At 64.9% G+C, this 15023-nt stretch carries 7 protein-coding genes; all 7 read left to right on the top strand.

Annotated features, from left to right (window positions below):
• The first annotated feature begins 14 nt into the window (after nt 1-14).
• The 7 genes from KO538_RS02285 (at nt 15) to KO538_RS02255 (ending at nt 14982) form a co-directional block, all read left to right on the top strand.
• Complete coding sequence (locus KO538_RS02285; RefSeq protein WP_219327378.1) at nt 15-554, top strand: GNAT family N-acetyltransferase; 540 nt, start codon at nt 15-17, stop codon at nt 552-554.
• A 437-nt stretch (nt 555-991) separates the two neighbouring features.
• Nucleotides 992-2365: an efflux RND transporter periplasmic adaptor subunit gene (locus KO538_RS02280; protein WP_219327377.1), complete on the top strand. Its 1374-nt coding sequence runs from the start codon at nt 992-994 to the stop codon at nt 2363-2365.
• Nucleotides 2362-5481, top strand: coding sequence for an efflux RND transporter permease subunit (locus tag KO538_RS02275; RefSeq protein WP_219327376.1), 3120 nt, complete (start codon nt 2362-2364; stop codon nt 5479-5481). The genes KO538_RS02280 and KO538_RS02275 overlap by 4 nt, the downstream gene beginning before the upstream one ends.
• Nucleotides 5478-8720, top strand: a complete 3243-nt coding sequence (locus KO538_RS02270) for an efflux RND transporter permease subunit (RefSeq protein ID WP_219327375.1) — start codon at nt 5478-5480, stop codon at nt 8718-8720. Before KO538_RS02275 ends, KO538_RS02270 begins: the two co-directional genes overlap by 4 nt.
• Nucleotides 8717-10138 (top strand): efflux transporter outer membrane subunit, encoded by a 1422-nt coding sequence (locus KO538_RS02265; protein WP_219327374.1) that lies wholly within the window; start codon nt 8717-8719, stop codon nt 10136-10138. Before KO538_RS02270 ends, KO538_RS02265 begins: the two co-directional genes overlap by 4 nt.
• 138 nt (nt 10139-10276) lie before the next feature.
• Nucleotides 10277-12871, top strand: coding sequence for a chemotaxis protein CheB (locus KO538_RS02260; RefSeq protein ID WP_219327373.1), 2595 nt, complete (start codon nt 10277-10279; stop codon nt 12869-12871).
• Nucleotides 12868-14982, top strand: coding sequence for a PAS domain S-box protein (locus tag KO538_RS02255; RefSeq protein WP_257620129.1), 2115 nt, complete (start codon nt 12868-12870; stop codon nt 14980-14982). The genes KO538_RS02260 and KO538_RS02255 overlap by 4 nt, the downstream gene beginning before the upstream one ends.
• Nucleotides 14983-15023 lie beyond the last annotated feature (41 nt).

The raw sequence follows: 15023 nt of genomic DNA, 5'->3' as shown, positions 1-15023 counted from the left end.
CTATGCCAAGCGATATGAATGCAGACACCGACAACGCGATCGCCATCCGCCCTTGCGCCAAGGGCGACGAACACGCGCTGGCGCTGGTGGGGCAGGCCACTTTTCTTGAAGCGTTCGCCGGCATCCTCGATGGCGCCGACGTCATCGCCCATTGCCAGCGCCAGCACGACGCGCAGCTGTACCGCGACTGGCTGGCGCTGCCGGCCATGCGGCTGTGGCTGGCCGAGGCCACCCCGGGCGGCGCGCCCGTCGGCTACCTGGTGCTCAGTCCCGCCGGCCTGCCGGTGGCGGACCCGCGCCCGAACGACCTGGAAATCAAGCGCATCTACCTGCTGCACCGCTTCCAGGGCCAGCGCGTGGGCCAGCGTTTGATGCAGGCGGCCGTGGAGCAGGCGCGCGCCAGCGGGGCGGGGAGGGTGCTGCTGGGCGTCTACGCGGAAAACCACGATGCGCTGGCGTTCTATGCGCGCTGCGGCTTTGCGCAACTGGGCCGGCGCACCTTCCGCGTGGGCCGCACCGACTACCAGGACGTCATCCTCGGCATGAGCTTGTAAATCCACGTAAAGAATCGCCGCCGCCTGCCGCCGCCTGGGCCCCCGCGCGGCGCCAGGTCAAGCCCGCTGGCCGGAGATTTGTAGCGAGTTTGTATCTGCATGCGAGTCGCCCGCGCCACGTGTTCGCCAGGGCGCGGCGCCCCGCAAGCCTGATTTTTCCACCGTTCCCCCACAGTGGCGGCCCGCCTGCCAGCCCGCCGGATCCTCCCATGCCTGTCAGGCTGTGTGTAATTGTTTCAGGTAGAAATGAAACAGTTACATGACTATGCTAGAGTCGTTTCACGCTAGGGAGCGATGTTTTTTCAGCTGATTTTCAGCTCTTGACTCCCCCGGCTTTTACCGAAACAACCCCGAAAAACGGTCGTCCTGCCTGAGTGTGTTCCACCTCGGCCGGCGCCACAGACTCGCCGTGCCAGCGGCCTAGACAAGGATAAGCGATGGATTCGCAGACAACACCCAACACCCCACGGCGCAGCCGCCGTTCGAAAATCGTCGGCACGGTCATCGCGCTGGCCGTGATGGCGGCGCTGGGGGGCGGTGCCTGGTACCTGACCCATTCGGGCGCCAGCGCCCAGGGCGGCCCAGGCATGGGCGCTGGCGGTCCTGGCGGGCCAGGTGGCCCGGGCGGGCGCCGCGGCGGCCCTTCGACCACTGTGGGCGTGGCCACGGCCGTCAAATCCGACCTGCCCGTGGTGCTCGATGCGCTGGGCACGGTGACGGCCGCGTCCACCGTGACGGTGCGCCCGCAAGTGTCGGGCATTTTGAAGGAATTGAAATTCAAGGAAGGCGGCATGGTCAAGGCGGGCCAGGTGGTGGCGCAGATCGACCCGGCACAATTCGAGATGGCGCTGATGCAGGCCACGGGCCAGCGCCAGCGCGATGAAGCGCAATTGGAAAACGCGCGCCTGACTCTGAAACGCTATCAGACTTTGCTGGGCCAGGATTCCATCGCGCGCCAGGACGTCGATACGCAGGCCGCCCTGGTGAAACAGCTGGAAGGCACTGTGATGACGGACCGCGCGTCCGAAGGCACGGCCAGGCTGAACCTCGGCTACACCAAGGTGGTGTCGCCGATCAGCGGCCGCGCGGGCCTGAAGGTGGTCGATATCGGCAATCTGGTCAGCACCAGCGACACGGGCGGCGTGGTGGTGGTGACGCAGCTCTCGCCCATCGACGTCGAGTTCTCCGTGCCGCAGGATAAAGTGCAGACCATCCAGGAACGCCTGAATGGCGGCGCGGCCCTGGCCGCGCTGGCGCTGGACCGCACGCGCACGCATACCCTGGACAAGGGCAGCTTGACGGCGCTCGACAACCAGGTCGACGTGCAGACGGGCACCGTGCGCGCCAAGGCCCGCTACACGAATGACAAGATGGCGCTGTTCCCCAGCCAGTTCGTCAACGTGCGCCTGGAGCTGGGCAATATCACGGGCGCCGTGCTGGTGCCCGTCACGGCCCTGCGCCACAGTAACAACGGCGACTTCGTCTACGTGCTGAAAGCGGATAAAACCGTCACCGTGCGCATGGTCACGCGGGGCCAGGCGACCACCGACATGGTGGAAATCCGTGCCGGCCTGGAAGCGGGAGAGCAAGTCATTACGGAAGGCGCCGACCGCCTGAAGGAAGGCGCGAAAGTCACCCTGGCGGGCGACAAGCCGGCCATGGGCGGCGCCGGTGGAGCGGGAGCGAATGGCGAACGCCGCCACCGCCGCCAGCACGCTGATGGCGCGGCCAGCGCACCGGCCGCATCGGCTACCGCATCGGCTACCGCATCAGCACCTGCATCCGCGACTGCGAAGGGCGCAGCGCAATGAGTCCATCGACGCCATTCATCAAGCGCCCCGTCGCCACGGCGCTGCTGATGCTGGCCATCGTGCTGGCGGGGCTGGTCGGCTTCAAGTTCCTGCCGCTGGCCGCCTTGCCGCAGGTGGACTTCCCCACCATCCAGGTGCAGACCTTGTACCCGGGCGCCAGTCCCGAAGTCATGGGGCAGACGGTGACGGCGCCGCTGGAGCGCCAGTTCGGGCAGATGTCGGGCTTGCAGCGCATGAGTTCCACGAGCGCGGCCGGCGTTTCCATCATCACCTTGCAATTCACGCTGGGCCAGACCCTGGACGTGGCCGAGCAGGAAGTGCAGGCGGCCATCAACGCGGGCGGCTCGCTGCTGCCGACCGACTTGCCGGCGCCGCCCGTGTACGCGAAGATCAACCCGGCCGACGCGCCCGTGCTGACCCTGGCGATCACGTCGGATACGATGCCGCTGACGCAGGTGCAGAACATTGTCAATACGCGCCTGGCGCTCAAGATCAGCCAGGTCAACGGCGTGGGCCTCGTCTCGCTGTCGGGCGGCCAGCGTCCCGCCGTGCGCATCCAGGGCGACACCAAGTTGCTGGCCTCGTACGGCCTGGGTCTCGACAGCCTGCGCACGGCCATCGCGGCGGCCAACGTCAATAGCGCCAAGGGCAGTTTCGACGGTCCCACGCGTTCATTCACCATCAACGCCAACGACCAGCTGGTCACGGCGGAAGACTACAAGCGCCTGATCATCACCTACAAAAATGGCGCGCCCGTGCGCCTGTCCGACGTGGCGAATGTCGTCGACAGCGCGGAAAACACGCGCCTGGGCGCCTGGTCGGGCAAGCAGCCGGCCATCATCCTGAACGTGCAGCGCCAGCCCGGCGCCAACGTCATCAAGACGGTCGACGCCATCAAGGCCTTGCTGCCCGACCTGCAGGCCAGCCTGCCGGCGGCCATGAAGCTCGACGTGCTGAGCGACCGCACGACGGGCATCCGCGCCTCGGTCGAGCACGTGGAAATGGAACTGCTGTTGTCCGTGCTGCTGGTGGTGCTGGTGATCTTCGCCTTTTTGCACAGCATGCGCGCCACGGTGATCGCCAGCCTGTCCGTGCCGATCTCGTTGATCGGCGCCTGCGGCGTCATGTATCTGCTCGGTTACAGCCTGAACAACCTGTCCTTGATGGCGCTGACCATCGCCACGGGCTTTGTTGTCGATGACGCCATCGTCATGATCGAAAACATCGCCCGCTACATCGAGGAGGGCGAAACGCCGATGGCCGCCGCCCTGAAGGGCGCGTCGCAGATCGGCTTTACCATCATCTCGCTGACGGTGTCATTGATCGCCGTGCTGATTCCCCTGCTGTTCATGGGCGACGTGGTGGGCCGCTTGTTCCGCGAATTTGCCATGACCCTGGCCATCACGATCCTGATTTCCGCCGTGGTCTCGCTGACCCTGGTGCCGATGATGTCGGCGCGCTGGCTGAAAAGCCACGCCGACGAAAAAATCAGCGCCACGGGCCAGCGCATCCAGGCTTTCCTCGACCGTGTGATCGTGCAGTACGACCATGCGCTCGTGTGGGTGCTGAAACGCCAGGGACTGACCCTGCTCGTCGCCCTGGCCACACTGGTGCTGACCGTCATCCTGTATATCACCATCCCGAAAGGCCTGTTCCCCACGCAGGACACGGGGCAGCTGCAGGCGCGCATCGAAACCTCGCAAGCCGTCTCGTACGAGCGCATGGCCACCTTGCAGCAGGCGGCCGCCAGCGCGCTGCTGGAAGACCCCGCTGTCGATACCCTGAGTTCCCTCGTCGGCGTCGATGCGGCCAACAACACCATGCTGCACACGGGCAGCATGCTGATCAACCTGAAGCGTCCGCGCAGCGGCAGCCAGGACGAGGTCATGGAGCGTTTGCGCAACCGCGTGGCCAAGGTGGCCGGCGTGACCCTTTATCTGCAGCCGACGCAGGATCTGACCATCGATGCGGAATCGGGCCCGACGCAGTACCGCGTCTCGCTCGAAGGGGCCGACACGGCCACCGTCACCGAGTGGGCCGGCAAGCTGGCCGCGCGCATGCGTGAAAAATCGCAGCTGCGCAACGTCGTCACGGATGCGGGTGCCACGGGCGCCGCCGTCACCGTGGCGATTGACCGTGACAGCGCCGCGCGCATGTCCGTCACCACGGCCACCGTCGACGACGCGCTGTACAACGCTTTTGGCCAGCGCATCATTTCGACGATTTTCACGGAAACCAACCAGTACCGCGTGATCCTCGAAGCGCAACCGGGCATCGTCACCACGCCGTCCGACCTGTCGGACCTGCAGGTGCGCACGGGTTCCGGCAAGTCGACGCCGCTGTCCGCCTTTGCCAGCGTCAGCGAAAAACAGGCGCCGCTGCAAATCACGCACGTGGCGCAATACCCTGCCACGACCCTCGGCTTCGACACGACGCAGGGCGTGGCGCTGGGCAGCGCCGTTGACGCCATCCGCCAGGTCGCCAAGGACATCGCCTTGCCGCCATCGGTGACCCTGACCTTCCTCGGCGCGGCCGGCGCGTATGAAAACTCGCTGTCGAATCAGCTGTGGCTGATTCTCGCCGCCGTCGTCTGCGTGTATATCGTGCTCGGCGTGCTGTACGAAAGCTACATCCACCCGCTGACGATTCTGTCGACCCTGCCGTCGGCCGGCGTGGGCGCCTTGCTGGCGCTGATGATCTCGGGGCAGGATCTGGGTGTGATCGGCATCATTGGCATCATCCTGCTGATCGGCATCGTCAAGAAGAACGCCATCATGATGATCGACTTCGCCATCGAGGCCGAACGCGATGAAGGCAAGAGCCCGCAGGAAGCCATCCACCAGGCGGCCCTGCTGCGCTTCCGTCCCATCCTGATGACGACCCTGGCGGCGCTGTTCGCGGCCGTGCCGCTGATGCTGGGCTGGGGCGAGGGCGCCGAGTTGCGCCGTCCGCTGGGCCTGGCCATCTTCGGCGGCCTGATCGTCAGCCAGGTGCTGACCCTGTTTACCACGCCCGTCATCTACCTGGGCTTCGACCGCCTGGGCCAGCGCTTCGCCTCCAGAACGCGGGGCGTCAACCTGGACAAGCCGGCCGATAACGCGGGGAGCGCCGCGTGAACCTGTCCGAACCGTTCGTCAAGCGTCCGATCGCCACCGTGCTGCTGACCATCGGCATCGCGCTGGCCGGTGTCGGCGCCTTCTTCGTGCTGCCCGTCTCGCCGCTGCCGCAGGTCGATTATCCGACCATTTCCGTCAGCGCCAGCCTGCCCGGCGCCAGCCCCGCGACCATGGCCACGTCGGTGGCCACGCCGCTGGAACGGCGCCTCGGTGTGATTTCGGGTGTGAACGAGATGACGTCGTCGTCGGGCACGGGCTCGGCGCGCATCAACCTGCAGTTCGACCTGAACCGCAAGATCGACTCGGCCGCGCGCGAAGTGCAGGCCGCGATTGCCGCCGCGCGCGTGGACTTGCCGGCCACCTTGCGCAGCAACCCCACCTACCGCAAGGCCAATCCGTCCGATGCGCCCGTGATCATCCTGGCGCTGACGTCGAAAACGCGCACGCCAGGCCAGATCTACGATGCCGTGTCGAACCTGGTGCAGCAGAAGGTGGCGCAAGTCAAGGGCGTGGGCGACGTGGAGTTGGGCGGCGGTTCGCTGCCGGCCGTGCGCGTGGAACTGCTGCCATACCAGCTCAATCACTACAGCGTGTCGATGGAAGACGTGCGCGCGGCCATCCAGGCCAGCAACGCCAACCGGCCCAAGGGCGCCATTTCCGGCGACGAGCGCAGCTTGCAAATCTATTCGGGCGCGGCGACGGCCTCGGGCGGGCGCAGCGCCGCCGATTACCGCAGCCTGGTCGTGGCCTGGCGCGACGGTGCCGCCATCCGCCTCGACGACGTGGCCGAAGTGCAGGACGGGGTGGAGAACAACAATACCCTGGGCCTGTTCAACGGCGACCCGGCCGTCATCGTACTGATCACGCGCCAGCCCGGTGCCAACGTCATCGCCACGGTCGACGGCGTGCGCGCGCTGCTGCCGCAACTGCAGGCGCAGCTGCCGGGTGACATCAAGCTGCAGGTGGCGTCCGACAGCACCAATTCCATCCGCTCCTCGCTGCACGAGATCGAGTTCACCCTGATCCTGTCCATCGTGCTCGTCGTGCTGGTGGTCAGCGCCTTTTTGCGCAGCGTGCGCGCCACCATCATCCCGGCTGTCGCTACCATCGTCTCGCTCTTGGGCACCTTCGGCGTGATGTACATGCTGGGCTTCAGCCTGAACAACCTGTCGCTGATGGCGCTGACGGTGGCCACGGGCTTTGTCGTCGACGACGCCATCGTGGTGCTGGAAAACACGCAGCGTCACATCGAGGCGGGCATGGACCGCTTCAAGGCGGCCCTGCTGGGCGCGCGCGAAGTGGGCTTTACCGTGCTGTCGATCAGCCTGTCCTTGGTCGCGGTCTTCATCCCGCTGCTGTTCATGGGCGGGCAGGTGGGGCGGCTGTTCCGCGAATTCGCCGTGACCCTGTCGGCCGCCGTGATGATTTCGCTGGTCATCTCGCTCACGACCACGCCGATGATGTGCGCCTGGCTGCTGAAAAGCGGCGAGCAGAACAAGCCGCCCGGCCTTGTCGCGCGCTGGTTCGAACGCGGTTTCGAGCGCATGCTGAAAGTCTACGAGCACTGCCTGGACTGGGCCTTGTCCAGCGCCGCGCTCGTGATGACCATCCTCGTGTTCGTCGTCGGCTTGAACGTGTACCTGTTCGCGGCCGCGCCCAAGGGCTTTTTCCCGCAGCAGGATACGGGCCAGATCAATGGCGGCATGCGCGCCGACCAGAGCATCTCGTTCCAGGCCATGCAAAATAAGTTGCGCCAGCTGGTCGACATCATCAAGGACGATCCGGCAGTCGCCACCGTCGTGGGATTCACCGGTGGCGGCAGGGCAGGGGGCGGCTTCATGTTCATCGACCTGAAGCCGGCCTCGCAGCGCACGGACAAGGGGCAAGCCGTGATCGCCCGTCTGCGTCCGCAGCTGGCCAAGGTGACGGGCATTTCCCTGTTCCTCAATCCCGTGCAGGATCTGCGCATGGGCGGGCGTTCGAGCAATTCGACCTACCAGTACACGCTGATCAGCGACAACCAGGCGGACCTCAAAAAATGGGCGGCGAAGCTGGCCGACCAGATGAAGCTGCAGCCGGCCCTGATCGACGTCGACACGGACCAGGCGGAAAACGGTGTGGAAACCTTTGTCAGCATCGACAAGGACCGCGCCACGCAGCTGGGTGTGCAGGTGCGCGACATCGACAATGCGCTGTACAACAGCTTCGGCCAGCGCCAGGTGGCGACCATCTACGATGAGCTGAACCAGTACCACGTGATCATGGAAGTGGCGCCGCGCTATGCGCAAAGCCCCGAAGCGCTGCGCTCCGTGTACGTGCCGGCGTCGAACGCGGCGGCCGTCGCCGCCACCGGCACGACGGCGACGACGACCACCAGCGTTGCCACGACGGCGTCCAACACGACGGCCGCGCGCGACCCGTCCAGCGGCTCGGCCCTGTCCACGACCCTGGCGCACATGGTGCCGCTGTCCTCATTCAGCAGCTTTGCGGAAAGCTCGACGGCCACGTCGATCAACCACCAAGGCGGCGAACTGGCCACCACCGTGTCGTTCAACCTGGCCGACGGCTATCCGCTCAGCGACGGGCAGGCCGCCGTGGCCCAGGCGGAGTCGGAAATCGGCATGCCCGTCAACGTGCGTGGCAGCTTCCAGGGTTCGGCCAAGAGCGCGCAGGACAGCAACAAGGAGCAGCCGCTGTTGATCCTGGCGGCCATCGTGGTGATCTACATCGTGCTGGGCATCCTGTACGAAAGCCTGATCCACCCGGTCACCGTGCTGTCGACTTTGCCGTCGGCAGGCGTGGGCGCCGTGCTGGCATTGCTGCTGTTCCGCATGGAGTTTTCCATCATCGCCCTGATCGGCGTATTCCTGTTGATCGGTATCGTCAAGAAAAATGCTATATTGATCATCGACTTCGCGCTGGAGGCCGAGCGTTCGCGCGGCTTGAGTGCGGTGGAGGCGGTGCGCGAGGCATGTTTGCTGCGTTTCCGCCCCATTCTGATGACCACCCTCGCGGCGGCGCTTGGCGCCTTGCCGCTGGCGATCGGTTTCGGCGAGGGGTCGGAGCTACGCCAGCCCTTGGGGGTCGCCATCATCGGCGGCCTGATTGCCAGCCAGTTACTCACATTGCTGACCACCCCGGTGGTCTACATCCTGCTCGACAAACTGCGCACGCGCAGCGCCGACGAGCAGCAATTGAGCCGCATTCCTGGGCCAGATAACCCGAGCACACAATCATGAAGCAAGTAAAACCTATTCCATCCGCCGTCCCCGCACGCCACTTGCTGGCGCTGGCGGCTGCTGTTCTGCTGGCCGGCTGCGCCGTCAGCCCCGCGTATGAAACGCCGGCGGCCGCCGCGCCGCAAACATTCAAGGAGGCGGCCGGCTGGCAGCCTGCCGTGCCGGCCGATACCCTGGATCGGGGTCCCTGGTGGACCCTGTTCGGCGACGCGCAGCTGAACCAGCTGGCCGAAGGCATCGACATATCGAACCAGAACGTGGCAGCCGCCATCGCCTCCTACGAGCAGGCGCGCGCGCTGGTGCGCGAACAGCGCGCCTCGCTGTTCCCCACGGTGAACCTGACGGGCAGCGGCGCCCGCTCCGGTGGCGGGGGCGAGCAGCAGACGAACAACAACTTCAAGGCCGCCATCGGCGCGTCGTGGGAACCGGATATCTGGGGCCGCTTGCGCGCGGGCGTGACGGGCGCTGACGCCAGTGCGGCGGCCAGCGCGGCGGATCTGGCAGCCGCGCGCCTGTCGGCGCAGGGCGAACTGGCCACCAATTATTTTTCGCTGCGCCAGAGCGATGCGCAGATCGCGCTGCTCAATGCCACGATCGACGGCTACAAGCGCGTGCTCGAGATCACCAGCAACCGCTTCAACTCGGGCATCGCCGCCAAGTCCGACCTGCTGCAGGCGCAGACGCAGCTGGCCAATGCGCAGATCGATTTGTCGAGCCAGACGCGTGCGCGCGCCCAGCTCGAACATGCGATCGCCATCCTGCTGGGGAAGGCACCATCCGACTTCAGCCTGGCCGTGGCGCCGTGGACCCTGACCGTGCCCGAGGTGCCGCTGGGCGTGCCGTCGACCCTGCTGCAGCGCCGTCCCGACATCGCCGCCGCCGAGCGCCGGGTGGCCGTGGCCAACGAGCAGATCGGCATCGCCCGCTCGGCCTACTATCCGAGCCTGAACCTGACGGGATCGTACGGCTCCGGCGCCAGCAAGGTGGGCGACCTGTTCAATGCATCGTCGAGCCTGTGGTCCTTGGGCGTGTCGGCCGCGCAAACGCTGTTCAACGCGGGCGCCGCGACGGCCAGCGTGGATGCGGCCAAGGCGGGGCATGAGGCGGCCGTGGCGCGCTACCGCCAGACGGTATTGACTGCCTTTGGCGCCGTGGAAGACCAGTTGTCGGCCACGCGCGCGCTGGCCGAGCAGCTGGCCTTGCGCCAGCAGGCGTCGTCGGCCGCCGACCAGGTCGAGCAGCAGATGCTGAACCGCTACAACGCGGGCCAGGTCGGCTACACGGACGTGGTGACGGCGCAAGTGACGGCCCTGTCGGCGCGCCGTTCGCTGGTGCAGGCGCAGGCGGACCGCCAGACGACGGCCGTGGCCCTGATCCAGTCGCTGGGCGGCGGCTGGCATGCGCCGCAGGCGCAGTAGGGGGGTAGTAGGGGGCAGGCTGGCGCAGGGACAAACCCCTGCGCCAAATTCGCGTTTTATCGCGCATCTTGGGTGCTAGAATGCAAGATTATCAATTTTCAGCCTGACGCTTTGGCCGTGGCTGCTATCTTGCAGACGATGACACGCAGTAAACACAGCAATACTTCCGTTCCCGAAGTGGCCGCCATCGTTTTCCCGGTGGTGGCCATCGGCGCTTCCGCCGGCGGGCTTGATCCCATCGTCGCTTTCCTGGCCAACGTGCCGCAGGAAAGCGGGATCGCCTATGTGGTGATCCAGCACCTCGATCCCACGCAAAAGGCCATGCTGCCGGAATTGCTGCAGCGCGCCACCAGTATTCCCGTCACGGAAATCACGCACCAGGCGGAATTGCGGCCCAATCACATCTATGTGATCCCCTCGAATGCCGACCTGGGCCTGTCGAAGGGGCGTTTCGTGCTCAGCGAGCCGGTGCAGCTGCGTGGCCACCGCCTGCCCATCAATACCTTTTTCGAGAGTCTCGCCAGCGAACTGGGCGAACTGGCCGTCGGCGTGGTGTTTTCCGGCATGGGCAGCGACGGCACGCGCGGCTTGCAGGCGATCAAGCAGGCCGGCGGCCTGACCCTGGCGCAGCATCCCGATACGGCCAAGTTCGACATGATGCCGCAAAGCGCGATTGCCGCTGAAGTGGTCGACCTGGTCGATTTCCCCGACAAGATGCCGGGCAAGATCATCACCTATCTGTTCCGCAGCAGTTTTCTCAGCCTGCCCGGACACGAGCCGAACGGGCGTAATTCCCTGCAGGAAATTGTTGCCTTGCTGTCCGAACATACGGGCAACAGCTTTACCGATTACAAGATCAATACGGTGCTGCGGCGCATCGAACGGCGCATGAGCTTGTATCAAATGACGTCGATGGAGGAGTACGTGCCGTATTTGCGGGCCAATCCCGCCGAAATCGACTTGCTGTTCAAGGAATTGCTGATCGGCGTGACGAACTTCTTCCGCGACCCCAAGGTGTGGGAATACCTGAAGATGGTGGTGTTTCCGCAAATGCTGGCGGCCCATCCGGACGGGCGGGCCTTCAAGGCCTGGGTGCCCGCCTGCTCCACGGGCGAGGAAGCGTATTCGCTGGCCATGGTCTTCCATGAAGTGGTGGCCAGTATCAATCCGCCGTCGAAATACAGCCTGCAGATCTTTGCCACCGACCTGTCGGCTGACGCCATTGACCGCGCACGGCAGGGTCATTTTCCGCACAGCATCATCAGCGACGTGTCCGCCGAACGGCTGGCGCGTTTCTTTGTCAATGACAAGAATGGCTACCACGTAAAGAAAGAGATACGCAACACGATCATCTTTGCCCAGCAAAACATCATTTCGGACCCGCCGTTCACCAAGCTCGACATACTGTGCTGCCGCAATCTGTTGATTTACCTCAATGCCAAGCTGCAGCAGCGTTTGATACCCTTGTTTCATTACGCGCTGAACCGCGACGGCATTTTGCTGCTGGGCAGCGCCGACACGCCCGGCCATTTTTCCGACCTGTTTTCGCCCCTGACCACGTCGACCCGGCTGTATCGCCGCCTCGACAACCTGGCGCGCCAGCGCCTGCCCACGTATTTCCCCACCAAGGTATCGTTGGCATCCCCCCCTACACCTAGCGACACGAGAGAAGTCAGCATGACCGGAAAGATTCAATCCCATGTCGAGCAATTATTGCTCCAGAAATATTCGCCTGCCGCCGCGCTGCTGAACCAGGACGGCGACATCCTGTACATCAACGGCCGCACGGGCGCCTTCCTGGAACCGGCGGCCGGCAAGGCCAACTGGAATATCCACGCCATGGCGCGCGAAGGCTTGCGCTACGAGCTGGCCAGCCTGATCAAGCAAGCCCTGCAAAGCGAGAGCGTGGTGCGCCTGAAGGGGCTGGTGGTCAAGGACCACCTGGGCCAATCCCTGGGCGTGGACCTGAGCGCCGAAGCGCTGAGCCAGCCCGAGTCCTTGCGCGGCATGGTCTTCGTGACGTTCTCCAGTGCGCCGCTGGTGACCGAGGTGCGCCGCGGCCGCTCGCCGAATCCGAAGGTGCTGGAACTGGAGCAGCAGCTGGCGCAGGCGCGCAATGAAATCCAGGCCGTGCGCGACGAGATGCAGACCTCGCGCGAGGAACTCAAATCGGCCAACGAGGAATTGCAGTCGACCAATGAAGAGCTGCAATCGACGAACGAGGAGCTGACCACCTCGAAGGAAGAGATGCAGTCGCTCAACGAGGAGTTGTACACGGTCAATGCCGAGCTGCAATCGAAGGTCGACGACTTGTCGCTGGTCAACAGCGACATGAAAAACTTGCTCAACAGCACCGATATCGCCACCATTTTCCTCGACAGCGACCTGCGCATCCGCCGCTTCACGGCGCCGGCCACGCAAATCTACAAATTGATCCAGACGGACCTGCGCCGCCCGCTCAGCGACATCGTCAACGACCTCGACTATCCTAGCCTGGAAGACGATGCGCTGGAAGTGATCCGCAGCCTCGTGTTTTGCGAGCGGCAAGTGGAAACCAAGACGGGGCGCTGGTACAACGTGCGCATCATGCCGTATCGCACGATCGAAAACGTGATCGATGGCGTGGTGGTGACCTTCATCAACATCACGGAATCGAAACTGCTGGAAGCCCAGTTGCGCCAGATCCAGTCCGGCGCCGCGGCGGCCGGTAATAGCGGCGAGAACGTGTCATGAACGAGCCATTCGACGAGGAGGGCGCGCCGGCCAGATTGCGAGAGCAGGCCGAGCAACTGGCGGCGCAGCAGCGCCAGCCCGTGCCGCAGTCGAATGAAGACGTGATACGCCAGCTGCATGAGTTGCAGGTCAGCCAGATCGAACTGGAAATGCAGAACGCGGCCCTGGCAGAGCTGGAACAGCTGAAGAATGAATATGAAAGCAGCCGCGACCGTTATGCGCAGCTGTATGAACAGGCGCCCGTCAGCTATTTTTCGCTGGCGCGCGAGGGCGTCGTCACGCGTGTCAACGTGGCGGCTTGCGGCTTGCTGCAGCGCGACAAGAACCAGCTGCTGGGGCGGCGTTTCGAGCAATTCGTCGCGCCCCAGGCGCAAGGCAGCTTCCGCGGCTTCCTCGACGCCGTCTTTACGAGCGGTGCGCGGCAAGTGCTCGAGGCGCAGCTGTTCGGCGGCTCGGCGGGCGGCATGGTGCGCATCGAAGCCAATTTCGACGCGGCCAGCGACACGGCGCGCATGCTGGTGACGGACCTGGGTGACGAGCACGCGCGCGAATCGGCCTTGCGGCGCGCCTTCGTCATCCTCGACAGTATCCGCGAGGGCGTGCTGGTGACGGACAGCGACAACCGCATCATTTCCGTCAACCCCGCCTTCACCACCATCACCGGCTACCAGGCCGAGGAAGCCATCGGGCGCGATCCATCCTTTCTCGGCGGCGGCACGCATTTGCCGCATTTCTATGAAACCATGTGGCGCAGCCTGCACCGGGATGGCAGCTGGTATGGCGAACTGGTGAACCGGCGCAAGAATGGCGAGCGCTTCGTGGAATCGCTGTCGATCACGCCCATGCGCATGGCGGACGGCACCATCAGCCATTTTGTCGGCGTGTTTTCCGATATCACCGAGCGCAAGCTGGCCGAGGCGGACTTGCGCGAACTGCACCGCGAGCTGGACCAGCGGGTCATCGACCGCACGGCCGAATTGCTGCACGCCAACCAGCATCTGCAGCTGGAAGTGCAGCAGCGTGAGCGGGCGCAGGAAGCCTTGCGCGATGCCGAGCGTTTCTTTCATGCCACCATCGATTCGCTGACGGACCGGGTGCTGGTGCTGGACCAGGCGGGCAGCGTCGCGCATGCCAACCAGGCGTGCCTGGATTTTGTCGGGCAGATGCAAAAACCGCTGCATTACCTGGAGTTTTGCGAGACGGACCCGCGCTGGCAGCGCAGCGCCGGACGCGAGCTGGCGGCCGGCATCCGCTCCGTCATTGCCGGCCGTGCCGACACGTTTGCGCTCGAGTATGAATTTATCACGCGCTCAGGCCCCCGCTGGTCGCAGGCCAGGGTCAGCCGTTTTCTCGGCGAAGGGCCGCTGCGCGTGGTGGTGGCGCACACGGACATTACCGAACGCAAGTTGATGGATGGCGCCCTGCGCCAGTCGCACGCGCAGCTGCGCCAGCTGGCGCTGCACCTGGAAACGGCCAAGGAAGACGAGCGCAAGCGCATTTCGCGCGACATCCACGATGAACTGGGGCAAAACCTGCTGGCGCTGCGCATCGATATTTCCATGCTCAGCGCGCGTACCGAAGGTTCCCATCCGCGCCTGCACCGCCGGGTCGGCGCCGTGCTCAGCAACGTCGATACCACCATCAAGAGCGTGCGCGGCATCATCAACGAGCTGCGTCCGATGGCGCTGGACCTGGGCTTGCAGGCCGCCATCGAATGGCAGGTGGGCGACTTCCGCAAGCGCAGCGGCGTTGCTTGCCGCCTGCTGATCCGTGACGAGGGGCTGTTTGCCGCCATTGGCAGCCAGGCCGAGATCGTGCTGTTCCGCATCGTGCAGGAAGCGCTGAGCAACGTCATGCGCCATGCCGAGGCCAGCCAGGTCGAGATCGAACTCAGTTCGGATGCCTGCGCCGTGTACGTAGCCATCAGCGACAACGGCATCGGCATCACGCCGCAGCAGCAACGCAAGAAACAGTGTTTTGGCCTGATCGGCATCGCCGAACGGGTGACGGCGCTGGGCGGCCACTTCGAGGTGGGCTTGCCGGCATCGGGCGCCGGCTGCCGCTTGGCCTTGCAGATTCCCCTGCAGGGAGTGGGGCGGCCGGCCGCCTGATACAGAAATTGTAATCGGTTAATTTTTGCCGACTCAGCTCG

The sequence above is a fragment of the Janthinobacterium sp. NKUCC08_JDC genome (assembly GCF_019345575.1).
Taxonomy (GTDB): Bacteria; Pseudomonadota; Gammaproteobacteria; order Burkholderiales; family Burkholderiaceae_D; genus Janthinobacterium; species Janthinobacterium aestuarii.
The sequence above is the reverse complement of the archived record's forward strand: the minus strand, read 5'-3'. Positions and strand labels throughout refer to the sequence as shown.